A 24,206-nucleotide genomic window follows, 5' to 3' on the forward strand; every position below is an offset into this window, starting at 1 on the left:
CGTGGATCAGAATGAATAACTGTTTTTCAGACGACTTACATATTGGTATGAAAAATCGTAACCTCGCCATGCAGTAAACTCATCAGTTGATAGGCCTTATGTAGTTGCCAGCAATACTCAACATCAGTCTGGTCCAGCAAAATTCCAATGCAGGTACCGCTATGGGTGATGACAATACCCAACCCGTTCACCTCATTGCATATATCCAGAACCTGCTCCATCTGTTTTTTTTCCAGCAGTCGCTGATTCAAAATTGCGCTTTGAGTGGAGATTTTCCCCACAGCCTTCAAATCATTTTCTTTTATGGCAGAAGAAATGCTTGCAAGCATTTGGTCGTATTCCAGCTTCTCCACTGCACTAAAGGACCTGGAAATTTTATTGAACTCCGTTGTATCAACCTCGCCACCTTCATCAATACTTACAATAGACAGATTTGGGACCGGGCCAAGACTTTCACGTAACCTCACAGCCCGATGGTAATAAGATACGATACCGTCATACATGACACCATCCGTTGGTTCAATCTCCTGAATTAACGCCTCCAATTGTTCTGTTGTCAGGTTCAAACCAAAACAATGATCAATCGCTCGGGCAGTTGCAACAATATCAGCTGAGGAACTGGCCAAACCCTTTCCAACCGGAATGTTGCTGTTAATCTCAATAAATCCTCCCATCGGAAGGTCATACAATTGAAGAATTCTAAGCGCGATTTGCCTTGACTTCGATCTGTAACTGGGAGATACAATCAGGTGGGGGAGGCTCGGCTGTGACTGAAATGTTACATTTGAATATCGGTTGATCGGCAGCGTGATCAGGAAATTCTGTGCATCGGTTCCCACCCCTTGAAGAAGTTCACCAAATGTCCCGAATGATTTTCCAACTCCAATCGACTTTGTTACATTTTCCCCCTCCAAATATGAGCTCATCTGGTAACCCCCTAGGTCAGTAAAGTAAATAAGTTCGACTTCTCTCCTTCGCATTCTGCACGTATTCCCAATTCAACGCTCGTTCCCGTTCTTGAATGGATATAAGCTCCGCCACCTGATCCGGGTGAGTAGATCCTGAAGACTGTTTCGCAGACAATCCAGATTCAGCGGAAAAACATTGGATCAACATCTCATCCTGAAGTTTACTGACATAACCCATCTCACCGCATATCGTTCGGAGTAACTCTGAATCAACATTCAATGGCCCACGCCCCTGTTCAATCATGGCTGTAATGTACTTTCCTGCTATGATCTGAGCATTTCGATAGGGGATATCGTACTGCAAGGTTAGTTGATTTGCTAAGGAAAATCCGCCAAAAAACTGCTCGTTACAAACCCGTTCCATTTGCTCTCGATCAAAGCTCAGATGCGTAATGACATGAGTCAGCAATTGAATCGCGCTATTCATAGTCTCAAGCATCGTTAAAAAATGGCTACCTCCCTCCTTTGCTGTCTCAACCAAATTGGTATATGGAGTTCGCTGTTGCCCCATCACAAGATCGAGATAATATGCAGGAATATGAGCCAATTTTCCTCTAATTCGTTCTAAAATAGTAAAATTTTTCTTTTGAGGCATAGCTGAAGAAATGCCGCACAGATGATCGGGCAACTGCAAGAAACGGTATTCGCTACTACCCCAATTCATGAAATCTGTCATAAATCGTGTTAACGTCACACTCACATTTGATAACTCCGCACCAATCAGCAGCATAAAATCCTTGGAGGCGACACCCATCAATGCATGACGACATTCCCGATCAAATCCTAACATTCGTGCCATGTTCCTTCGGTCCCACTGTAATTCCAGACCTGACATTGCCCCTGAGCCTAGCGGACATTCATCCAGGCTTGTCCAATGGTTTTGAAAGCGTCCAATCGTTTGTCCAATGTGCTCCAGCATTGCTGCGAAATAGAAACCCGGGCTGATGATTTGTGCTGATTGGTAATGCGTATAACCGGGCATTTTGGTATGGATATGTTTCAGTGCAAGTGGATGAATAGCATCAGCCAGTGAGAGTAGAGCTTCCATCATATCGAGCAGTTGGTCTCTGGCCAGCATGACCTGAGCTGTTGCCTGTACATCATTACGACTTCGATCCAGATGCCAAGCTGTAATAGAGTGGCTGGTATTCTGTTCTACATAACGTTCAATCGCAAATAAGATGTCCGTCATATTTTCCTGAGGATTGCCTACCAATGTGTCCATGTCGAGTTTGTCCAATTGAAGCAAAATATGCTGCAACGCTTCATGTTCTAGCAAACCCATACGGGTATATTCCATGGAAATGACTTTTTCGATTTGGATATAATAGGGAAGCAAGTGTTGAAGCTCGTATTTGAATTGAGGATATAATATTTCATCATGAATAAAGGTGTTAGGTTGCTCCTTTAGCCGCCCAGTTAAGGTGTTTTGGCCTATCCTTTTGTCCATAAATCACTCTTCCTACCTTCATATTTAAAAGCATTTGACTGCAGCCTGACTAGAGAAAATAGACCAAAAATAAATTAGGAAAATTTTCATATATTTGATGTAATTATGTTTTTTTCTTCTTAATTACTTTTAACACAACCCACATGTCGAAGTAAGTCGCTTCTTGGTTCAAAACATGGATAATTTGTTTTTTTCTACATTTATTTCTCAACAGCCTGGAATGGAGTATTAATCGGTTATGACAGAGGTTTTTCCAAAAGAAAGTTATCCTGAATTTCGAAATTTCAGGCACTAGTTCAGCCGCTCTCATAACTAATGCTGTAAATCATTGGTCCCATATCCAGGTGCCAAACGGTAAATGATTATCGGAAGATAGTCTTTCCCCCTCCCCGATACCGGGCAAGACAGCTTCCATGGTTAATTTGTGGAGAATGTCATTCTAGTGCCGCCACTCTCGCTTCAATTTGCCGTGCGTAACGATTTGCAAAGCCCTTCGCTAATTTCAACACGACCTGACGGCTGTGCTGAACGAGCGTTGCTGCACAGTGGAAGAACTCTAAACGCAATCGCGCAATTGTAAATCGTTGATGAACAGGATCACCACAGTCAAGTTTGAATCTTTCATAGAAATTGTTAGCGAGCAGTTTGATAAGTAGATCGATTTCATTGGCTTGGAAATCGCCCGTCGCTATCCGGTCAATCGAAAATCCTTGTTTGACTCCTTGATGTAGTTTTCCATGCAACACCGCTGGTTGTAGAAGCGCCAAAGATCAATCGATTGTAGAATGGCAAAAGCAACGAAAGAACATCGGACATGTCCAAACATGTTGAAGCGCCGGTTTAAGCCAGGCGAAGCTGGAAAGGTGCTATTAACTGACATTACCTTTTTAACGTACAAAGGCAATAAACGCGCGTATTTATCGACGATTAAAGATACAGAGACGAATGAAATTTTAGCGTATGAAGTTTCTTCTTCGTTAAGTATAGAAATTGCGCTAAACACGCTTCTTAAATTAAAGAAGCATCGCCATTTAACCCAAGATGCCTTAATCCATTCCGATCATGATCGCGGGCAATGGAATTTGAAAAAGCTGCCGCCTGTAAAATACAGACAGCAGCTTAAACAAGTTGCCTAGCTTTTTTTTCAAAATGTCCTTTACAAAAGGTACACTTTAAACCTGGATGCGGTTTTGTTAAAAAAATTATCCCACTTCTCTTAAGAGCACTTGATCTCTAATTCGTTGCAATTTTTGTATGTCAGCCTACTTTTAACTTCAACCTCCTTTTTTTCGCCTTTAAGAACACGATGAGATGACACATGCTGACAGCTGTGAGCACGCTGAGCGTCATCTACAGATATAGACTTACTAGCGTCTTAGGACGAGGCACTATAAGACCTCCTCAAGCGCTTCATTAATAATACTTTCTAGATTACATCAAGCTCGGGTCTTGAAATTTCATGACGCATGCCTACTTCTTTACCAACGAAAGCGTTTATTTTATTATCGAACGCAGCTTTGAGGATCACAAAATTACTTCTACCTAAGCGTTTTCGGTCCGAATTATAACCATTAGGGTTCAACTCCCGCTGCCTAAGGATATACTAACATCATTTTTTACCGTCTCATCTAATGCCATTCTAGAAGCTTGACGTTCTCGTTGCTTCGTCGTTGGTATGGCTGGTGCTCATACGCCACCCGTATATCATCAAGGGTGACACCTTTAGATTGCAGCAATGCTAATGGCGCTTTTTACTTCGTCATCTTCAAGAACCAAAGGAATCTCAATAACGGATACCTCTTCTTGTCCTAGTATCTCTACTTGATTTACTCTTCTATTTCTCGGCGGCGTATTAGGGTTAACTGTAATTTCATCACCGTTTGTGAAGTCCAGTCCTTCCAATGGCAACAACTGATCAAAGAATTCCCGGTCTGCTAGACTGAAACCGTTCTGCTTATATACCTCTTACTTCGACTGTCCAATTACAGAGTTACGACCAATGTATAAGAATAACGGTATTCCTAATATTGAGAGAAGTTTCATTTCTCACCTCTCCTTTTAGTTTAGTTTCGTGCACTTACATCCTTCAATAATAATAGCACTGAAAGGGGAAATCATTTTGTTTCAGAAGGTCAAAGAGAAATGGAATGTGAAGACATAACGGATGTATCCACAGTTATCGGGCAGCGAAAACCCTGAAATGAAAGAATTGCACGAAATAAAGAAGTTTCGTAAATTAATTTTTCAAGAACATGCCGGGGAACTTAATGAAAAGGAAATCCTAGGCGTTATTCAAAAGGTCAGAAATATGGATCAGGAAATCGGAAAACAAGGCCATAAATATATTGAAGCCTTAGAAACGTATGTCATCAAACCGATCGGACTTGAGATAGAGGAGGTCGCATTCTGGGACACATTTTGTTTCCGAATTAACAAACAAAGCGACCTTAAAACGCTACTGAAAAACAATGAGAAGTTGAAGTGGCAGCAGTTATTAATCACTTTAAAAATGATTGAATGGCACAAACCCAAAATGTTGGTGTTGCCAAACAGCACTGCCGGTCAGCATTTTAGAGATGCCGTGATTCTTGATGGGGGAAGATTCGGTTTTTCAAAGGAATACAACCACGTATATCCTAATCAGTCGCGAGCTAGAATGTCCCATTTTCTTGTCAGCAAACCTGAATTCGACCGGGCAACTCGATATCTTTTCGAGGGAAAGATTAACGAGTGACATTCAGAAAGTGTGGCGTATATTAGCCTAATAATAACAACTATATTGTTTGCATGTTACAGAATAGGTTTACCAACTGGTTTCGGTGTGGTAGTCGTATATCTGATAGATTGGATAGTGTACCATTGTTATGTCCTCATCCTTTTCTTTAGAGTTTCTACTGTTGCTATAGTCTTTAATACCTTCTATAAAAGGATCCGCCAACACCTACTACCAACTAGGTGGATATTTGATTTCCTGCTATTCGTGTGCCTCTATGTATCAACTATTCCGCCCGTTAGCTTAACATCGCCCTACCTATAGGCATTGAAAGTTCTTGACATTATCAATCTTTGTTTTCTTAATTATCAAACTTTACTTTAAATCTAAAAAAGCTCGTCGAGTTTCCCGACGAGCTTTTTCTTAGTTACTGTAGCTCATGCCCGTTTTTATAGTCAACGGACAGTTCCTACTTTATTATTCAGCATTTTCTTTTAACACATTAAACTTAAAGAATAATCCCTTACTCAACCGTTACACTTTTCGCCAGGTTACGGGGTTTATCCACATCGTGACCAAGGGCCAGGGAAGCGTAGTAAGCAAGCAATTGCAATGCTACAACAGACAGAGCCGGGCTAAGCAGTGGCAGCGTCTTAGGAATAGCAAACGCTTGGTCAACGGATTTCAGCAATGGTGCTACGTGCTCTTCGTACGTAATTGCCAGTACGTCTGCGCCACGTGCTTTCACTTCTTTGATGTTGCTCACGGTTTTCTCCAGAACGTTCTCCTGTGTTGCCAGAGCAATGACAGGGATACCGTCCTCGATCAATGCGAGCGTACCATGTTTCAACTCACCCGCAGCATACGCTTCGGAGTGAATATAAGAGATCTCTTTCAACTTCAACGAACCTTCTTGTGCTACTGCATAGTCCAGACCACGGCCGATGAAGAAGAGATGTTCATGTTTGGAGATTTGTTCTGCATATCCTTTAATGGCTTCCGCTTGCTCCAGCATGGATTCCACTTGCTCAGGCAGAGCTTGCATTGCTGCCAGCGTGTGCGCAATTTCTTCTGCTGTTTGTGTTCCACGAACTTGCGCAAGGTACAGACCCAGCAGGTTGAACGCGATCAATTGCGAAGTATACGCTTTGGTGGAGGCTACCGCAATTTCCGGTCCTGCCAGCGTTGCGATTACATCGTCTGCATCACGTGCAATGGAGCTGCCCACAACGTTTGTGATGGCGAGTACATGCGCACCATTAGACTGTGCTTCACGCAGTGCAGCAAGGGTATCTGCTGTCTCACCGGATTGGCTCACTACGATTACAAGTGTATCTTTGCTCACGATCGGGGAACGATAGCGGTATTCAGAAGCAACATCTGTTTCTACCGGAATACGCACCAATTGCTCAATTACAGTACGTCCAACCAGACCTGCATGGTACGCCGTACCACAAGCGATGATTTGAACGTTACGAATATTTTTAATTTGCTCTTCTGTCATTTTCAACTCAGGAAGTTGAACTTTTTTGCCTTCATTGTCGATGCGACCCAGCATTGTATCACGATATGCTTTTGGTTGCTCATGAATTTCTTTCAGCATGAAGTGCTCAAATCCGCCTTTTTCTGCGGTCACAGCATCCCAATCGACATGAATCATTTCCCGAGAAATAAAGTTGCCTTCAATCGTCATCAATTCGACAGCATCATGTGTCAAAACAGCCATTTCACCGTCATTCAGAATGTACACATTGCGTGTATGCTCCAGAATTGCCGGGATATCGGAACCGATAAAGTTCTCGCCTTCACCAATACCAATAATCAGTGGGCTTGCTTGACGCACAGCTACGAGTTTCTCAGGCTCATACTCTGTCAGAACACCCAGCGCGAACGCTCCGCGCATCAATGTGATCACTTTTTGCACAGCTTTAACGATATCTCCATCGTATTCACGTGCAATCAGGTGAGAGATAACTTCAGTATCTGTCTCGGATGTGAAAGTATGGCCTTGAGCAATCAGTTCGTCTTTCAGATCCAGATAGTTCTCGATAATTCCGTTATGAACAACAGAGAACTTCTGGCTCTCATCCGTGTGGGGATGGGAGTTCTCATCTGATGGCTTACCATGAGTAGCCCAGCGAGTGTGTCCGATTCCGGCATTACCTACCAGCGGAGCACCCTCCAATTTGGCTTCAAGGTTCGCAAGACGTCCCAGAGCTTTGGAAATTTGCAGACCTTCCGGCGTAAATACCGCAATACCTGCAGAGTCATAACCACGATACTCAAGCTTTTTCAATCCTTCGATCAATACCGATTGAGTGTTCTTATTACCAATATATCCAACAATACCGCACATAGTTTAGTTCCTCCGATTGTATATGAATACTGTGTCACGAAGAGAAACAGGCTGGCACGGCATATCAGAAAAATGAAAATGATTGCCTAACGTATCATGAATACTTTTCAACTATTCAATTATCAATGATCAGAGCAGCCTCTTGCCGCTCCGCAGTCATAAGCTGTTATTAGATGCAATCATGAATGTACATCATTTTCCCGTCCGCGCACTGTTCACGCTCTTCGCGCACATTCATTTTAATTTTAGTTGATTCTGCACCTACCGGCGCGTTGTGTGAACAGTCACCTATCCATTTTCCGCAATCCGGTTTACGGCTCTGGTGCATCACCGGGAGGTCCCCGCCGAACAATCCGAACACCTCCACCTCGTCAGCTTGATTGCCGTCGATCCTGCTCAGTAGTCTCTTATGCTTCAAGATTCGTACCGATCAAAATCCTTCCCGCGCAACTTCAAGCTCTGGCGCTTGTGTAACTAGTACCTTACGATCCTCACTTTCTGTGTCTGAATGACGACTCCACTCATTATATGCACGTCAGGTTCATTTTGCAATGGAGCAAAGTACCTGTGACAATTTCGGCATATTTACCCACAATCCCGACCCGATAAACAGACCCATGGTCTCACTAGGCCGGGACGTAGGAATATGGGTTTATATAGAATAAACCCTGTTAGATTAAGCCTTATGTGACAGTGATTCCCTTCATGCAACTGTGTCTGTAAAACCTATCGATCAGGTTCTATACCAGTTCTTTTTGCACTACATCTGCAATTTGAGACACGAATTGTTCAAGTTCATTCTTATCTGGTCCTTCCGCCATAACACGGATCAGGGATTCAGTCCCGGAAGCACGAACAAGTACGCGTCCATTATCGCCCAGCTGTTGCTCTACTGTAGCAATCGCTTGCTCAATGGCAGAATTGCCCTCGTATTTGCTCTTATCTTCAACACGCACGTTCACCAATACTTGTGGGTACTGGGTCATCAGCGCCTTAAGTTCACTCAGCTTTTTACCGGAAGCTTTCAAGGTATCCACTAGCTGAATCGCTGTCAGCATGCCATCGCCTGTTGTATTGTAATCCAGGAAAATAACATGACCGGACTGCTCTCCACCCAGGTTGTAACCCCCACGGCGCATTTCTTCCATCACATAACGGTCACCTACGGCAGTCTTTGCTGTTTTCAGTGCCAGTTTCTCCGTTGCTTTGTAGAATCCGATGTTACTCATTACAGTAGATACCACGGTACTGTCTTTCAGCTTGCCTGCACGATTCATCGCATCACCACAGATGCACAGAATAAAGTCACCATCAACCTCAGCACCTGTCTCATCAATAGCAATCAGACGATCCGCATCCCCGTCAAAAGCAAGACCCAGATCCGCTTTATGTTTCAGCACCTCTTGTTTCAAATTCTCCGGGTGAGTTGATCCGCATTGCTCATTGATATTCAGGCCGTTAGGCTCAGCGCCAATAGCAATGACTTCTGCACCAAGTTCTCTGAACAATTTGGGTGCCAGCTCATAAGCTGCTCCATTAGCGCAGTCAAGAACAATTTTGAGTCCTGAGAACGACTCATTTACAGTTGTTTTCAGAAAGTCCAAATAACGATAACGGGATTCTTCATCCACGGTCACGGTTCCCAAACCACCACCTACAGGACGCGGCAATTGATCCGTTTCTGCATCCATCAGTTCTTCGATCCGGTTCTCCGTCTCATCCGACAGCTTGAAGCCATCTCCGCCAAAAAATTTGATTCCGTTATCCTCAACCGGATTGTGGGAAGCCGAGATCATTACCCCCGCATCGGCCTTCAGCAGACGAGCAATATACGCCACTCCAGGAGTGGATACAACGCCCAGACGAATTACATCGGCGCCAATGGATAGCAAACCTGCAACCAGTGCGGATTCCAGCATCAGCCCCGAGATACGGGTATCCATACCGATAACCACTTTTGGTCTTTCCACACCACCTGCAAGCACATAACCACCACAGCGTCCGATGCTGTAAGCCAGCTCCGCCGTTAACTCTTTATTGGCAACACCTCTTACACCGTCTGTACCAAAATATTTCCCCATGATCTAACTCCTTCTATTCGCATCATATAAGAGCATAAACGTTATTTTAAAATTTTGATCTGAACATTTTCTTTTACGGGTTGGAGCCACTATTGCTGCTGCCGCTGTTATTAGAGTTACCTCGATTGGTATTCCCCTGCGGGCTCTGCTCCTGATTGTCCGTATTCGATTCTGTTTCTTCTTCTCCAGGAGCAGTTTCGGTATCCCCATTCTCAACTTCGACTGGTGAAGGATCAGGCCCTATCGTCCCTTCATCCTTCGGATCCTCGCCGGGAGCAACCGTCGTATCATCAGCCTTTTCACTAATCTTGACGGTAGCGCTCAGATCAACTGATGATTCATCCAGTTTGGCAAAACGAGGCAAGTCAGCCTCAAGCTTTATTTCATGCGTGCCTACCGTAAGTCCAGCAAGATCCGCAGTCAACTTAATATCATCGCTACTTAGACCTTCAAGCATCGTTGAAGAACCTTTAAGCGTAATATTTAAGCCACCGCTTTTGGGAGTAACCAATGTCCCTTCCAGCCCGTTCCCGGCGCCAGTAAGCGTAATGGGTACGTTCGGAAAGACTTTGGTCGTCTCCTGAAGCTCATCGAAAGGCGATACCGTCACCTTAAGCTGAATCGAACTAGGCTCGATTTTCTCAAAACCGGAAGGCGGCGTCAAGTCCACGTTAACTGTCGATGTTCCTGCCTCATCAAACTGTGTAAGATCAAGGGTTACTTGGTCGTAGGACTGTATACCCGCAAGAGCATCCTCTGTACCGTAAACCGAGACTTCTTTCACGCTTGGCTCAACCGTGGAGAGCACCAGCCCCTCCGGCAGTTGTCCTGAATATTTGATTCTTAAGGGTACAGTTGTATAGGGCTGCCTGACCGGAATCCGAACTTCAACGGTCTCTGGTGTAACAATCGCATTTTCAATGACCTTGCCCTCGGCGTCCAATGCCTGAAGCTTCACCTTTTTCTGAACCACATCATCCTTCGCATCCTTCACGCTCACACTGCCCTGAACCTTCGCTACGGCGTCAAGCTGCCCTTCCGGCAGAGTTACCTTAACTGGCCCCGAAGGTTCAACAACAGGCGTTCCAGCACTGTATCCGGCGGAAGGTTCTCCTTCGGGTACAATATTCACGTCGAAAGATTTGGTGCCCAGTTTTTCCACGTTGACTGTAACCATGGAAGGCTCCATGCTCACCACTTCAACTCCGGAAGGCAGATCCGGTACTAAAGGTAACGTGTTGGACCCATCTTTCACCTGACTCAGATCCACTAGCACTTTATAATCATCATTCGTAAAAATTGAAGTTAACATCGAGCGCTGCCCTTTAATCTCCAGACGTACTTCATCCGTACTTAATGAAGTAAGGACGTAGGAGTTGCTGTCGAGCCCATAGGGCTGAATAGGCACGGTACGCTCCACAACCTTATTGGTCGTCCCAGTTGAGATTGTCGGCGTAGTTGGTACTTCATCCAGATGTATCATGAACCAGAGCAACAAACTCACCGCTAAGGCTAGAATCTTCGCAAAATTGTTATTGTTAAACCATTTATCCATTTTTACGCCCCCCCTTCCGTTTCCAGAAGGTAGTCCAACCATTCTTTTTACTTAGATTGGATGTTGGACGCAGTTCTTCGTACAGTTTGGCAATCAGCGATTCTTCCTTGATATCCCGGACGACCTGTCCATTCATTGCAAGAGACACTTGTCCCGTCTCCTCTGAAACAACCAGACAGATCGCGTCTGCCACCTCAGTAATCCCGATCGCTGCACGGTGACGCGTTCCCAGCTCCTTGCTGATAAACGGATTCTCGGACAATGGCAAATAACAGGCTGCCGCCGAAATCTGTTTGCCCTGTATAATGACGGCTCCATCATGGAGCGGTGTATTCGGAATAAAAATGTTAATCATCAGCTCCGAGCTAACCAGTGATTGCATCTGGATCCCGGACTCCGTGTAATCGTTCAGGCCGGTTTCGCGTTCGAATACAACCAATGCACCAATTTTTCGCCGTGACAAATAATTGACGGACTTAATGATCTCACCAATTAACACCGTTAATTCTTCGTCACTTGCCGCTGCCGAGCGTCCAAACAGCTTGCCACGGCCCAATTGCTCCAGACCACGGCGAAGCTCCGGCTGAAAGATAATAAAGACCGCAACGACACCAAACGTAAACATCTGGTTCATCAGCCATTTGAGCGTATAGAGATTTAGCCACGTACTTAGTGCCCAGATCACCACAAGAAACAATATACCTTTTAGCAGTTGAACCGCACGGGTGCCTCGCACGAGCAAAATCAGTTTGTACATAATATAGGTAACGATCAATATATCGATAACGTCCTTAATGGACTCTTTCCACGTTAAGTCAGCAAAATAGTTCATAAGCCAGCCCCCGCTATCCCCATTGATGAGTAAACCCTGATCTCATATTAACCCATTAGGATTTAAATAATCCTTATCTCGCATTTTTGCATCATTCGATTCAAGCTCGCTCCCAGGCACAAAATATAAACGAATTGAACCATTTCGATCTATATTTTGCTGATTGAAGGACGCTCTTTGAATTTATGCAAAATGCTTATCTATATGTAGTAGTATGTTCTCTTTAGTATCTAGGTTATAACGTTAACGTTCAGGTTGCAAGTTACGGGAGTCACAAACTGCGCAGAAACAACACAAATCCCATAAATTACAAAGTTCATAAGATAAAAAAGAGTACCCCAGCAATCTGGAGGTACCCTGCTTGGTATATACCATTGAAGAAGTCACCCTATATTAGCGGTATGCCACTTCATTTACCATATTGGTTATTTTGTACCAGAACCAGTCCAGCGCCTGATCAATACTTTTCACCTGACCGGAAATATGCGCCGTTGAAGCCTGATACAGCTGTCCGTCGATGACCGTCAGATTGCCATTTACATCACCGTACACCTGGGCAGTTCCATTCTCTATCGTAAGATCGCCAGCAATGGACTTACCCTCCGGAACAATAACCGTGTTTCCTTCAATCACGATCTGGTCCAGATTATTTCCCTTAACGACCATTTCGTTATTCTGATTCCAGAAATTCCAGGCGCTAAAGAGCATCACGACCAAAAAGAAGGCTGCCGCCGTCAGCGCGGGATGTCCTTTGACCCATTTGAGCCATACTTGCTGTCTCTTGGGCTGGGGCAGAGCATTCATAATTCGATTGGTCAGCTCATCCGAGGCAGACGGTGAATAGTGTTTCATGGCAAAGAGTAGCATTTCCGTCTGTTCCAACTCTTTAAAGCGCATGCGACAATCCGGACAGGTCACAAGGTGACTTTTCAGGTCAACCTTCTGGGCCGGGGACAACGACTCATCCAAACATTCATGCATTAAAGAGACGGCCGAGTTGCAATCCATATGAGAGCCAATCCTTTCTTAGATCACTTAGTCCTTGCATTGCCAAAAAGCACGCATAAGACTTGCATACATTACATACGTATCCGTTTCGGATATGTTTCAAATAATTTCGCCCAAAATAAAGACGTTTTACATTTACAACTTATACTCCAGTTTTTTACGCAAAAAATCACGACCCCGATGAACACGAGTCTTAATCGTTGTTACGGGCATACCTGTCACATCACTGATTTCCTGTAGCGACAAGTCCTGTAAATATCTCAAAATCATGACTGATTTATACTTGGCCGGCAAACTGTCAATCGCTTCACGGATAAGTGTCTGTGTCTCAGACAAAAGTGCTTCGCTCTCTGGTGTACGATCATCACTGGGAAGCATCGCATAACCGTCGGATCCTTCCTGATCATTCAGCTCTGCATCCAATGAGTAAGAGGGCTTCTTCCGTCGTAAACGGTCAATACACAGATTGGTTGCAATCCGGTAAATCCAGGTTGAGAACTTCTGGTTCGGATCATACTTCTCCATATTGCGAAACACACGCAAAAACGTCTCCTGTACAACGTCTTCGGCTTCATGACGATTGTTCAGCATCCGGTATGCCAGATGAAACAGCTTGTCCTTGTATAATTCAACGATTTCTGCAAAGGCTCGCTGGTCACCCTTCAGTACCAGCTTAACAAGCCTGTTCTCCAAATTGTCCACCCTTATTCCCCCAGACATGCTGATGGGTCTTCCGCCTTCTGATACCCGTCCACACTTGTAATTCACCAATCAAATCGTAAATCAACTTTGGTCAAAAATCAAGACTGTGCCGGAAAATATCCGCCAAAAACAGTAAAAACGGGAACTCCAGAAGGAGTCCCGTTTCATCTCTCACCCAAGCTGAGGAAAGAATTAAGCTTTTTGCTGTCTACATGGCTGTAAAGTTCATTTCATTAATTCTTAAGCAGCTTAACGATCAGCCCGTATTCCGAAGTCCTGCAGCAATACCGTTAATCGTCAGCAGCACTTCACGCAGTAGTTCTGTGTCATCCTCGCCGCGCTCACGCATGTCTCTGAGCTCACTCAGAAGTTGGACCTGCATGTAGGACAAAGGATCGACATACGGATTACGAAGTCGGATCGACTCTTGAATCACCGGTACATCATCCAAAATTTCAGCTTCTCCGGTAATTTTCAGAATCAGCTCTTTGGTAAGCTTGAATTCCGATTCAATCTGACCATAGATGCGATCACGTGCTTCCTTATTGGAAGTCATGGCCGAGTATTCCTTCGCAATGACCAGATCTGCTTTGGCAACAGCCATCTGCACCGTATCAATTAGTGTACGGAAGAATGGGAAGTTTTCATACATTTCTTTCAGGACATTCAGATTATCTTCCTTATCCTGATAGTAACTTTGCAGTCCCGTTCCTGCCGCATACCATGCGGGAAGCAGATAACGACTCTGGGTCCAGGCAAATACCCAAGGGATCGCTCTCAGATCCTCGAACTTGTCGCTGTTTTTCCGTTTGGATGGGCGTGAACCAATATTTAGTTCTCCCACCTCAGGCAGCGGTGTCGATTCCTTGAAGAAGGTAAAGAAGTCTGGATCACGGAAAATAAGATCTTGGTATTTCGTCAGGGATACTTCGGAAATATCCTTGATAATGCTGTCCCACTGTTGCTCCGATTCCGACTCTTGCGGCTCCAGACCGTTCAGCGCAGCTGTGATCAAAGCCGATGTGGCCTGCTCAAGACTGCGGTATGCAATTCCCTGAAGGGAATAACGGGAAGAGATAACCTCACCCTGCTCTGTAATCTTAATGCCCCCGCCAATAGTATGTGGTGGTTGAGCAAGAATACTGCGGTTGAGAGGCATACCTCCACGTCCAAGCGCTCCGCCGCGTCCATGGAAGAACTTCAGTTTAACGCCATGTTCATTACCAACAGCGGTAATGGCATTCATCGCTACACGCAGCTCCCAGTTCGCTGTAACAACCCCGCCATCCTTGTTGCTGTCCGAATAACCCAACATGATTTCATGCAGTTCATTCCGCCCGCTTACACTTGCACGGTAAACCGGAAGGTTGAACAGCTTCTGCATAATTTCCGAAGCGGCATGAAGATCATCAATCGTTTCAAACAATGGAACTGCTTGAAGCGTAGATACCACTTCACCGTTATGTTCTTTGCGGAACAAACCTACTTCTTTAGCAAATACCATAACTTCGAGCAAATCACTTGCCCCTTGAGTCATACTAATCAGGTAACTTGTGATACAACCGGTCCCAAACTCGCTCTGTGCACGCTTGATCGTACGGAATACGTCCAGACACTCTTTGGTCCCCTCTGTGTATTGGTGATAAGGGGAAGTCAGCGGACGAGGGTCATCCAGCAAACGAGCCAGCAAATCGATTTTGCCATCCTCCGTCAGACGAGCATAATCTTCTACGATGTTCATCTTCGCCAAAATCTCCGACATCGCATTTTCATGTTCCTTACTGTGTTGGCGCACATCCAATGCAGCTGTATGGAATCCGAACAGCTCCACTTGACGGATCATTTTGCGGATAGTCGTATCGGCTACGTAATCGGCAAAGTGATGGCGCAGGCTGCGATCAATAATCATCAGATCATCCATCAGTCCTTGAGCATTGTCATAGCGGTCTGGCTGTCCTACTTTGTTCTCATCCAAAACATTGTTTAGCTTGGCAATCATGTAAGCCAATTTGATGCGGTATGGCTCTTTTTCGTTCCGCCACATATCCACTTTTTTCAAGGTTACACAACTACGGTCCTGCTCAATAGACTGCACCAGCTCATCCGATACGCTGATGATGTTCGTGCTGAAGCTGAGATGCCCCATAAGTTCAATCATAATCCGTTGATACTCACGCAAAGCGAGCTTCCGCTGCATCAACAGGGTCTGCCATGTTACATCTGAAGTTACCGAAGGATTTCCATCCCGGTCTCCACCGATCCAGGAACCGAACCGCAAATACGTCGGCACATGCCAGTCATGGTCAGGATAAAATTTATTCAGGCAGCGTTCAAGCTCCTGGTATACATCCGGAAGTACATGGAACAACGTTTCATGAAAGTAATACATTCCGTTCCGCACTTCATCGAGCACAGTCGGTTTACGGTCACGAAGCTCATCGGTCTGCCATAGTGTAATGACTTCGTTCAGCAGCTTCTCCCGCAACTGTTCACGTTCACGCAACGTCAGCGTAGGATTATCAAGTGACATGACATCTTCGGATATCCGTTTGTGGATGTCCAGAATAACCCGACGCATAGCTTCGGTTGGATGAGCTGTCATCACCAGTTCCAGCGATAAATCGTCTAGAATATCCTCTACTTCCGTATGAGACAGTCCACGTTCCTTCAGATCCTGTACTGCTTTTTCAATCGAACCTGGCTGAACAGAATCTCCTGCAGAACGTTCATAATCCCGTTTACGCCGGATCCGATGGTTTTGTTCAGCAATATTAACTAATTGAAAATAAATCGCAAAAGCTCGAATCACCTGATGGCGATTTTCCGAGTCTAATTCCTGGATCATCGTTTTGAACTCTGCATAAAGTTCTGGCAAGAACTCTGCACGCAACGATTTGCTCGTTTCCCGAATCTTCTCAACGATATCTAGAAGCTCCGTGCCTCCTTGATGGACAAGAACTTCTCCGAGTATATTGCCCAGGAACCGCACGTCTCGCCGAAGCAGGTTGTTGGATTGGCTTTTGCTGGCGGTTACCATAGTTTCAGTCATGCTTATCCTCCCATCTGATCGTTCCATTCGTACACGTAAATTTGACACCTTCATAACATCATACAATAAAATGGTACGAAAATCTTTATTTTTCTACTAGTAAAAATGGGGATTTACCCTGATTTACAGCACAAAAACACGCTTTATTATTCATTTTCTTGTTCTGCTTCGATTAATGGTCTGATGCTGTCGCATGATACCCTTTTCACGCACTTTTCATCATTCGAATCACTCATACCTATACTTATTTCCTCATAAATATACAGTTAGACTGAGAATGTTCATTGTACCTGATTGGGTTCATATCTACATATTCCATTGTTACAAACCAGACGAAACATAAAGAAACATGACCGGCAAAGCAAGCTTTTGTATACTTTATCACAGTGATGCAATAAATTAAAGAGTGTATTTATAATTTTTTGCTTCTTTTAGCAGAAATAATGAAGAGGTTAGAGGTATTCTTACACTTATCAAATGAGTAGAGGGGAAGATTGATATTATAATGAGGTATTGTTCCTATAAATAAAAGAAAAGCCTCTGTGTAAACAGAGACCTTTCAATGTAACATGAAGCGGGTGATGGGAATCGAACCCACGCTATTAGCTTGGAAGGCTAAAGTTCTACCATTGAACTACACCCGCAAATAAAAATCGGGATGACACGATTTGAACATGCGACCCCCTGGTCCCAAACCAGGTGCTCTACCAAGCTGAGCTACATCCCGATACTTATGAAAATAATGGCGCGCCCTGAGAGATTCGAACTCCCGGCCTTTTGATTCGTAGTCAAACGCTCTATCCAGCTGAGCTAAGGGCGCAAAATATTGGAGCGGACGACGGGAATCGAACCCGCGACCCTCGCCTTGGCAAGGCGATGCTCTACCGCTGAGCCACGTCCGCTTATAAAGGATGCGCGTGGAGGGACTTGAACCCCCACGTCAAAGACGCTAGATCCTAAGTCTAGTGCGTCTGCCAATTCCGCCACACGCGCATATGATGGTGAGTCATGAAGGGCTCGAACCTTCGACACCCTGATTAAAAGTCAGGTGCTCTACCAACTGAGCTAATGACTCAAACTAAAAACTAAATGGCTGGGGATATAGGATTTGAACCTATGCATGACGGAGTCAAAGTCCGTTGCCTTACCGCTTGGCTAATCCCCATTAAGTTAAATGGTGGAGGCTGAGGGGATCGAACCCCCGACCCTCTGCTTGTAAGGCAGATGCTCTCCCAGCTGAGCTAAGCCTCCATCCTATGACCCGTAGGGGATACTCTCACTTCATTCGAGACTGCGAAGCAGTTGCTAACGAAGTTAATCCTCCGACGAACCTTTGGGATTCTCATCCCTTTTTTAAGCTAATAAATATAGCTATGACCCGTAGGGGATTCGAACCCCTGTTACCTCCGTGAAAGGGAGGTGTCTTAACCCCTTGACCAACGGGCCCCATTTCCAAAGCTCTCAACCGGGATCGAACCGGTGACCTCATCCTTACCATGGATGCACTCTACCTACTGAGCTATGAGAGCAAATGGCTCCCCGAACAGGGCTCGAACCTGTGACAACTCGATTAACAGTCGAGTGCTCTACCAACTGAGCTATCAGGGAATAATATGCATTTGCAGGGCAAATGCAATTCATCATACAACGTTAACATGCAGAGCCTGTTTTCTATGTAGGATGAAAGAGTTCGCTTGGCGGCGTCCTACTCTCCCAGGACCCTGCGGTCCAAGTACCATCGGCGCTAGAGGGCTTAACGGTCGTGTTCGGGATGGGTACGTGTGGAACCCCTCCGCCATCGCCACCAAACGCATAGCTTAGCCTTACATTTCAGAGTTTATTCTCTGAAAACTAGATCCGAAACGAAATTTGCGATGTATCACCTGCATATCTTGGATAAGCCCTCGACCGATTAGTACTGGTCAGCTCCATGCATTGCTGCACTTCCACCCCCAGCCTATCTACCTCGTCGTCTTCAAGGGGTCTTACATACTGGGAAATCTCATCTTGAGGGGGGCTTCACGCTTAGATGCTTTCAGCGCTTATCCCTTCCGTACATAGCTACCCAGCGGTGCTCCTGGCGGAACAACTGGTACACCAGCGGTACGTCCATCCCGGTCCTCTCGTACTAAGGACAGCTCCTCTCAAATTTCCTACGCCCACGACAGATAGGGACCGAACTGTCTCACGACGTTCTGAACCCAGCTCGCGTACCGCTTTAATGGGCGAACAGCCCAACCCTTGGGACCTACTTCAGCCCCAGGATGCGATGAGCCGACATCGAGGTGCCAAACCTCCCCGTCGATGTGGACTCTTGGGGGAGATAAGCCTGTTATCCCCAGGGTAGCTTTTATCCGTTGAGCGATGGCCCTTCCATGCGGTACCACCGGATCACTAAGCCCGACTTTCGTCCCTGCTCGACTTGTAGGTCTCGCAGTCAAGCTCCCTTATGCCTTTGCACTCTTCGAATGATTTCCAACCATTCTGAGGGAACCTTTGGGCGCCTCCGTTACTCTTTAGGAGGCGACCGCCCCAGTCAAACTGCCCACCTGACACTGTCCCCGCACCGGATTACGGTACCAGGTTAGAACCTAGATACGATCAGGGTGGTATCCCAACGGTGCCTCCACGCAAGCTGGCGCTCACGTTTCAAAGGCTCCCACCTATCCTGTACAGATCGTACCCAAATTCAATATCAAGCTGCAGTAAAGCTCCATGGGGTCTTTCCGTCTTGTCGCGGGTAACCTGCATCTTCACAGGTATTAAAATTTCACCGGATCTCTCGTTGAGACAGCGCCCAAGTCGTTACGCCATTCGTGCGGGTCAGAATTTACCTGACAAGGAATTTCGCTACCTTAGGACCGTTATAGTTACGGCCGCCGTTTACTGGGGCTTCGGTTCACAGCTTCGGATTGCTCCTAACCGCTCCCCTTAACCTTCCAGCACCGGGCAGGCGTCAGCCCGTATACTTCGCCTTACGGCTTCGCACAGACCTGTGTTTTTGCTAAACAGTCGCTTGGGCCTTTTCACTGCGGCCCCCTCGTGCTATTCACACTACCGGGGCACCCCTTCTCCCGAAGTTACGGGGTCATTTTGCCGAGTTCCTTAACGAGAGTTCTTCCGCGCGCCTTAGAATTCTCTTCTCGCCTACCTGTGTCGGTTTGCGGTACGGGCACCATCACCTGGCTAGAGGCTTTTCTTGGCAGTGTGAGATCATGACCTTCGCTACTCTAATTTTCGCTCCCCATCACAGCCCAGCCTTACGATGTGCGGATTTGCCTACACATCAGCCTCACTGCTTAGACGGACATCCATCAGTCCGCGTCACTACCCTGCTGCGTCCCCCCATTGCTCATAACGGCTTACGGTGGTACAGGAATTTCGACCTGTTGTCCTTCGACTACGCCTTTCGGCCTCGCCTTAGGTCCCGACTTACCCTGAGCGGACGAGCCTTCCTCAGGAACCCTTAGGCTTTCGGCGGATCAGATTCTCACTGATCTTTTCGTTACTCATACCGGCATTCTCACTTGTATAATGTCCAGCGCTCCTTACGGTACACCTTCAACCCTTATACAACGCTCCCCTACCCCTGATGCAAAGCATCAAGCCATAGCTTCGGTGGTGTGTTTAGCCCCGTTACATTTTCGGCGCAGAGTCACTCGACCAGTGAGCTATTACGCACTCTTTCAATGGTGGCTGCTTCTAAGCCAACATCCTGGTTGTCTGTGCAACTCCACATCCTTTCCCACTTAACACACACTTGGGGACCTTAGCTGATGGTCTGGGCTGTTTCCCTTTTGACAATGGATCTTAGCACTCACTGTCTGACTCCCGGAAGTAAGTCTATGGCATTCGGAGTTTGACTGAGCTTGGTAACCCTTGCGGGCCCCGCACCCAATCAGTGCTCTACCTCCACGACTCTGTTTTCCGAGGCTAGCCCTAAAGCTATTTCGGGGAGAACCAGCTATCTCCGAGTTCGATTGGAATTTCTCCGCTACCCCCACCTCATCCCCGCATTTTTCAACATGCGTGGGTTCGGGCCTCCAGTGCGTGTTACCGCACCTTCACCCTGGACAGGGGTAGATCACCCGGTTTCGGGTCTACGTCCACGTACTAAGTCGCCCTATTCAGACTCGCTTTCGCTGCGGCTCCGGCTCTTCACCTTAACCTTGCACGGGAACGTAACTCGCCGGTTCATTCTACAAAAGGCACGCCATCACCCCTAAAACGGGCTCTGACTTTTTGTAAGCACACGGTTTCAGGTTCTATTTCACTCCCCTTCCGGGGTGCTTTTCACCTTTCCCTCACGGTACTGCTTCACTATCGGTCGCTAGGAAGTATTTAGCCTTGGCAGATGGTCCTGCCGGATTCATACGGGGTTTCACGTGCCCCGCACTACTCGGGATCCGTCTCGGAGGGAACCAACTTTCAACTACAGGGCTTTTACCTTCTTTGGCGGGCCTTTCCAGACCTCTTCACTTAACCGGTTCCTTTGTAACTCCATGTGAGACGTCCCACAACCCCAAAGAGCAAGCTCTCTGGTTTGGGCTTCTCCGCGTTCGCTCGCCGCTACTGACGGAATCACTATTGTTTTCTCTTCCTCAAGGTACTTAGATGTTTCAGTTCCCTTGGTATGCCTCTGCACAACCTATGTATTCAGTTGTGAGTAACTGGAAATTACCCCAGCTGGGTTTCCCCATTCGGACACCCCCGGATCAAAGCTTGCTTACAGCTCCCCGAGGCAGTTTCGTTGTTCGCCACGTCCTTCATCGGCTCCTAGCGCCTAGGCATCCTCCGTGTGCTCTTAGTAGCTTAACCATAATTGCTCCGGTTTCGACTGCTCGCTTCCCTTGTTTTGCTTACGCAAAGCCAAAAATCGCTCCCATCCGATACCATCGCAATGCAGTTTTCACTATTTATTGAAACTTGTTTAACACAAGTTCAGCTTAAAAAGGAATGTTCTAAATCGCAAAAATTCGTTTCGATATCTAGTTTTCAAAGAACAAGCTTGTAAAATCTTGTTGGTGGAGCCAAGCGGGATCGAACCGCTGACCTCCTGCTTGCAAGGCAGGCGCTCTCCCAGCTGAGCTATGGCCCCATATTAGATTTTAAGGTATACATGGTGGGCCCTGGTGGACTCGAACCACCGGCCTCACCCTTATCAGAGGTGCGCTCTAACCAACTGAGCTAAGGGCCCACATTATATATCATATTGAAACCCGTAATGGGTTTACGCTTGGCGGCGTTCTACTCTCCCAGGACCCTGCGGTCCAAGTACCATCGACGCTGAAGGGCTTAACGGTCGTGTTCGGGATGGGAACGTGTGGAACCCCTTCGCTATCGCCACCAAACGTTTGAGAGTTTGAGCTCTCAAAACTGAGCAACGAGTGAGTAACTAGCCGACCTGGCTAGATTTTGTATTTGAATGTTTCCACTCGGGAAACGATTCTCCATAGAAAGGAGGTGATCCAGCCGCACCTTCCGATACGGCTACCTTGTTACGACTTCACCCCAATCATCTATCCCACCTTCGGCGGCTGGCTCCTTGCGGTTACCCCACCGACTTCGGGTGTTATAAACTCTCGTGGTGTGACGGGCGGTGTGTACAAGACCCGGGAACGTATTCACCGCGGCATGCTGATCCGCGATTACTAGCAATTCCGACTTCATGCAGGCGAGTTGCAGCCTGCAATCCGAACTGAGACCGGCTTTTTAGGATTCGTTCCACCTCGCGGTTTCACTGCCCGTTGTACCGGCCATTGTAGTACGTGTGTAGCCCAGGTCATAAGGGGCATGATGATTTGACGTCATCCCCACCTTCCTCCGGTTTGTCACCGGCAGTCACCTTAGAGTGCCCACCCGAAGTGCTGGCAACTAAGATCAAGGGTTGCGCTCGTTGCGGGACTTAACCCAACATCTCACGACACGAGCTGACGACAACCATGCACCACCTGTCTCCTCTGTCCCGAAGGAAAGGTACATCTCTGTACCGGTCAGAGGGATGTCAAGACCTGGTAAGGTTCTTCGCGTTGCTTCGAATTAAACCACATACTCCACTGCTTGTGCGGGTCCCCGTCAATTCCTTTGAGTTTCAGTCTTGCGACCGTACTCCCCAGGCGGAGTGCTTAATGTGTTAACTTCGGCACCAAGGGTATCGAAACCCCTAACACCTAGCACTCATCGTTTACGGCGTGGACTACCAGGGTATCTAATCCTGTTTGCTCCCCACGCTTTCGCGCCTCAGCGTCAGTTACAGCCCAGAGAGTCGCCTTCGCCACTGGTGTTCCTCCACATATCTACGCATTTCACCGCTACACGTGGAATTCCACTCTCCTCTTCTGCACTCAAGTCACCCAGTTTCCAGTGCGATCCGGGGTTGAGCCCCGGGATTAAACACCAGACTTAAATGACCGCCTGCGCGCGCTTTACGCCCAATAATTCCGGACAACGCTTGCCCCCTACGTATTACCGCGGCTGCTGGCACGTAGTTAGCCGGGGCTTTCTTCTCAGGTACCGTCACCTTGAGAGCAGTTACTCTCCCAAGCGTTCTTCCCTGGCAACAGAGCTTTACGATCCGAAAACCTTCATCACTCACGCGGCATTGCTCCGTCAGGCTTTCGCCCATTGCGGAAGATTCCCTACTGCTGCCTCCCGTAGGAGTCTGGGCCGTGTCTCAGTCCCAGTGTGGCCGATCACCCTCTCAGGTCGGCTACGCATCGTCGCCTTGGTGAGCCGTTACCCCACCAACTAGCTAATGCGCCGCAGGCCCATCCCCAAGTGACAGATTGCTCCGTCTTTCCAGTTTTCTTCAGGAGAAGAAAACAACTATTCGGTATTAGCTACCGTTTCCGGTAGTTGTCCCAAGCTTGAGGGCAGGTTGCCTACGTGTTACTCACCCGTCCGCCGCTAACTATCGAAGAAGCAAGCTTCTCTTCAAGTCCGCTCGACTTGCATGTATTAGGCATGCCGCCAGCGTTCGTCCTGAGCCAGGATCAAACTCTCCAATAAAGTATTGAAAAGAGCGATATGCTCATTTTGAAACTGACGAGATTAAAAATCTCATTTATGCTTCGAAATCATACCGTCCGAAGACGTGTACCGATTTCTCAGCGTCGATCTTGCAAGCAAGATCGTTACTCACTCGTTGTTCAGTTTTCAAAGATCAAACATTCAATTTGTTTCGGTTTTTCATGTCACCGTATTTTCAGCGGCGACTTTTATAATATATCATGTTTAAGTTTACTTTGCAAGCACTTTTTTCGATTTAATTTTCATCGCTTTATTCCAGCGCTTGTTCCGGTTAACTTTTCCTTAAAAAAGGAACGAAAATTAATTTATCATATTGAACAAAAAAGGTCAACCCTTTTTCGACAAATTGCTTCATATCCCTTTTCAAAGCTGGTTCAATCTATTCGTAATTCATAATGTATGAGGTACAGCGCTGGCTTTACTTTACGGGCCGCACCTCTCTTATATTGGTGAACTTCAATTA

At 46.5% G+C, this 24,206-nt stretch carries 13 protein-coding genes, 13 tRNA genes, 4 rRNA genes and 1 pseudogene; 2 read left to right on the forward strand and 29 right to left on the reverse strand.

Features of this window, described 5'->3' with window-relative positions; translation table 11 throughout:
* Positions 1-35: 35 nt before the first annotated feature.
* The 3 genes and pseudogenes from Q0V21_RS17775 to Q0V21_RS17785 all read right to left on the reverse strand — a co-directional run.
* Positions 36-926, reverse strand: coding sequence for a GHMP family kinase ATP-binding protein (locus tag Q0V21_RS17775; protein ID WP_079350207.1), 891 nt, complete (start codon positions 924-926; stop codon positions 36-38).
* A gap of 16 nt (positions 927-942) precedes the next feature.
* A complete protein-coding gene (locus tag Q0V21_RS17780; RefSeq protein WP_301879941.1) occupies positions 943-2,418 on the reverse strand; it encodes an argininosuccinate lyase in 1,476 nt (491 codons plus the stop codon).
* A 434-nt stretch (positions 2,419-2,852) separates the two neighbouring features.
* Positions 2,853-3,199, reverse strand: a pseudogene (locus Q0V21_RS17785) (transposase); the annotation flags it as partial.
* Between the two features lie 43 nt (positions 3,200-3,242).
* Between Q0V21_RS17785 and Q0V21_RS17790 the strand changes: the two are divergent.
* Positions 3,243-3,554, forward strand: coding sequence for a DDE-type integrase/transposase/recombinase (locus tag Q0V21_RS17790; RefSeq protein ID WP_483312380.1), 312 nt, complete (start codon positions 3,243-3,245; stop codon positions 3,552-3,554).
* A gap of 586 nt (positions 3,555-4,140) precedes the next feature.
* Here the strand turns inward: Q0V21_RS17790 and Q0V21_RS17795 are convergent.
* A complete protein-coding gene (locus Q0V21_RS17795) occupies positions 4,141-4,329 on the reverse strand; it encodes a hypothetical protein (RefSeq protein WP_301879943.1) in 189 nt (62 codons plus the stop codon).
* Positions 4,330-4,582: 253 nt separating this feature from the next.
* Between Q0V21_RS17795 and Q0V21_RS17800 the strand changes: the two genes are divergently transcribed.
* Positions 4,583-5,152, forward strand: coding sequence for a hypothetical protein (locus Q0V21_RS17800; RefSeq protein ID WP_301879944.1), 570 nt, complete (start codon positions 4,583-4,585; stop codon positions 5,150-5,152).
* A 502-nt stretch (positions 5,153-5,654) separates the two neighbouring features.
* Here Q0V21_RS17800 and glmS read toward each other — a convergent pair.
* The 25 genes from glmS to Q0V21_RS17925 all read right to left on the reverse strand — a co-directional run bounded on the left by glmS (position 5,655) and on the right by Q0V21_RS17925 (position 23,722).
* Positions 5,655-7,487: a glutamine--fructose-6-phosphate transaminase (isomerizing) gene (gene glmS / locus Q0V21_RS17805; RefSeq protein ID WP_301879947.1), complete on the reverse strand. Its 1,833-nt coding sequence runs from the start codon at positions 7,485-7,487 to the stop codon at positions 5,655-5,657.
* A gap of 169 nt (positions 7,488-7,656) precedes the next feature.
* On the reverse strand, positions 7,657-7,905 hold the full coding sequence (locus Q0V21_RS17810; protein ID WP_301879949.1) for a hypothetical protein: 249 nt from the start codon (positions 7,903-7,905) through the stop codon (positions 7,657-7,659).
* 322 nt (positions 7,906-8,227) lie between these two features.
* On the reverse strand, positions 8,228-9,568 hold the full coding sequence (gene glmM / locus Q0V21_RS17815) for a phosphoglucosamine mutase (RefSeq protein ID WP_301879951.1): 1,341 nt from the start codon (positions 9,566-9,568) through the stop codon (positions 8,228-8,230).
* A gap of 73 nt (positions 9,569-9,641) precedes the next feature.
* Positions 9,642-11,123: a CdaR family protein gene (locus tag Q0V21_RS17820; protein WP_179132860.1), complete on the reverse strand. Its 1,482-nt coding sequence runs from the start codon at positions 11,121-11,123 to the stop codon at positions 9,642-9,644.
* Positions 11,116-11,955: a diadenylate cyclase CdaA gene (cdaA, locus tag Q0V21_RS17825; RefSeq protein ID WP_024631513.1), complete on the reverse strand. Its 840-nt coding sequence runs from the start codon at positions 11,953-11,955 to the stop codon at positions 11,116-11,118. Before cdaA ends, Q0V21_RS17820 begins: the two co-directional genes overlap by 8 nt.
* A 393-nt stretch (positions 11,956-12,348) precedes the next feature.
* Entirely contained in the window at positions 12,349-12,963 is a 615-nt protein-coding gene (locus tag Q0V21_RS17830; RefSeq protein ID WP_024631514.1) for a zf-HC2 domain-containing protein, read from the reverse strand.
* A 135-nt stretch (positions 12,964-13,098) separates the two neighbouring features.
* Positions 13,099-13,665, reverse strand: a complete 567-nt coding sequence (sigW, locus tag Q0V21_RS17835) for an RNA polymerase sigma factor SigW (protein ID WP_017692117.1) — start codon at positions 13,663-13,665, stop codon at positions 13,099-13,101.
* Between the two features lie 256 nt (positions 13,666-13,921).
* On the reverse strand, positions 13,922-16,714 hold the full coding sequence (gene ppc / locus Q0V21_RS17840; protein WP_301879956.1) for a phosphoenolpyruvate carboxylase: 2,793 nt from the start codon (positions 16,712-16,714) through the stop codon (positions 13,922-13,924).
* Between the two features lie 573 nt (positions 16,715-17,287).
* Positions 17,288-17,358 (reverse strand) — tRNA-Gly (locus Q0V21_RS17845).
* A gap of 9 nt (positions 17,359-17,367) precedes the next feature.
* Positions 17,368-17,441, reverse strand: a tRNA-Pro gene (locus Q0V21_RS17850).
* Between the two features lie 16 nt (positions 17,442-17,457).
* A tRNA-Arg gene (locus Q0V21_RS17855) sits at positions 17,458-17,534 on the reverse strand.
* A 7-nt stretch (positions 17,535-17,541) separates the two neighbouring features.
* Positions 17,542-17,616: transfer RNA gene (locus tag Q0V21_RS17860), tRNA-Gly, on the reverse strand.
* A gap of 10 nt (positions 17,617-17,626) precedes the next feature.
* Positions 17,627-17,707, reverse strand: a tRNA-Leu gene (locus Q0V21_RS17865).
* Positions 17,708-17,713: 6 nt separating this feature from the next.
* A tRNA-Lys gene (locus Q0V21_RS17870) sits at positions 17,714-17,789 on the reverse strand.
* Positions 17,790-17,804: 15 nt separating this feature from the next.
* Positions 17,805-17,879, reverse strand: a tRNA-Gln gene (locus tag Q0V21_RS17875).
* A 10-nt stretch (positions 17,880-17,889) separates the two neighbouring features.
* Positions 17,890-17,965 (reverse strand) — tRNA-Val (locus Q0V21_RS17880).
* Between the two features lie 123 nt (positions 17,966-18,088).
* Positions 18,089-18,160: transfer RNA gene (locus Q0V21_RS17885), tRNA-Glu, on the reverse strand.
* Between the two features lie 10 nt (positions 18,161-18,170).
* A tRNA-Thr gene (locus tag Q0V21_RS17890) sits at positions 18,171-18,243 on the reverse strand.
* 3 nt (positions 18,244-18,246) lie between these two features.
* Positions 18,247-18,322 (reverse strand) — tRNA-Asn (locus tag Q0V21_RS17895).
* Positions 18,323-18,406: 84 nt separating this feature from the next.
* Positions 18,407-18,523: ribosomal RNA gene (rrf, locus tag Q0V21_RS17900) — 5S ribosomal RNA — on the reverse strand.
* A gap of 83 nt (positions 18,524-18,606) precedes the next feature.
* Positions 18,607-21,532, reverse strand: a 23S ribosomal RNA gene (locus tag Q0V21_RS17905).
* Positions 21,533-21,736: 204 nt separating this feature from the next.
* Positions 21,737-21,812, reverse strand: a tRNA-Ala gene (locus Q0V21_RS17910).
* 22 nt (positions 21,813-21,834) lie between these two features.
* Positions 21,835-21,911, reverse strand: a tRNA-Ile gene (locus Q0V21_RS17915).
* A 37-nt stretch (positions 21,912-21,948) separates the two neighbouring features.
* Positions 21,949-22,065 (reverse strand): 5S ribosomal RNA (rrf, locus tag Q0V21_RS17920).
* A gap of 105 nt (positions 22,066-22,170) precedes the next feature.
* Positions 22,171-23,722 (reverse strand): 16S ribosomal RNA (locus tag Q0V21_RS17925).
* Together the 16S, 23S and 5S rRNA genes with 13 tRNA genes alongside form the textbook arrangement of a ribosomal RNA operon.
* Positions 23,723-24,206 lie beyond the last annotated feature (484 nt).

The sequence above is a fragment of the Paenibacillus sp. 11B genome (assembly GCF_030487755.1).
In the GTDB taxonomy this organism is placed as follows: Bacteria; Bacillota; Bacilli; order Paenibacillales; family Paenibacillaceae; genus Paenibacillus; species Paenibacillus vandeheii.

Coding starts and splice junctions, on each gene's coding strand:
- Q0V21_RS17820 (WP_179132860.1), bottom strand. CDS start 11,123: ATGGATAAATGGTTTAACAATAACAATTTTGCGAAGATTCTAGCCTTA.
- glmS (WP_301879947.1), bottom strand. CDS start 7,487: ATGTGCGGTATTGTTGGATATATTGGTAATAAGAACACTCAATCGGTA.
- Q0V21_RS17780 (WP_301879941.1), bottom strand. CDS start 2,418: ATGGACAAAAGGATAGGCCAAAACACCTTAACTGGGCGGCTAAAGGAG.
- Q0V21_RS17830 (WP_024631514.1), bottom strand. CDS start 12,963: ATGGATTGCAACTCGGCCGTCTCTTTAATGCATGAATGTTTGGATGAG.
- cdaA (WP_024631513.1), bottom strand. CDS start 11,955: ATGAACTATTTTGCTGACTTAACGTGGAAAGAGTCCATTAAGGACGTT.
- Q0V21_RS17790 (WP_483312380.1), top strand. CDS start 3,243: ATGTTGAAGCGCCGGTTTAAGCCAGGCGAAGCTGGAAAGGTGCTATTA.
- Q0V21_RS17800 (WP_301879944.1), top strand. CDS start 4,583: ATGTATCCACAGTTATCGGGCAGCGAAAACCCTGAAATGAAAGAATTG.
- Q0V21_RS17775 (WP_079350207.1), bottom strand. CDS start 926: ATGAGCTCATATTTGGAGGGGGAAAATGTAACAAAGTCGATTGGAGTT.
- glmM (WP_301879951.1), bottom strand. CDS start 9,568: ATGGGGAAATATTTTGGTACAGACGGTGTAAGAGGTGTTGCCAATAAA.
- ppc (WP_301879956.1), bottom strand. CDS start 16,714: ATGACTGAAACTATGGTAACCGCCAGCAAAAGCCAATCCAACAACCTG.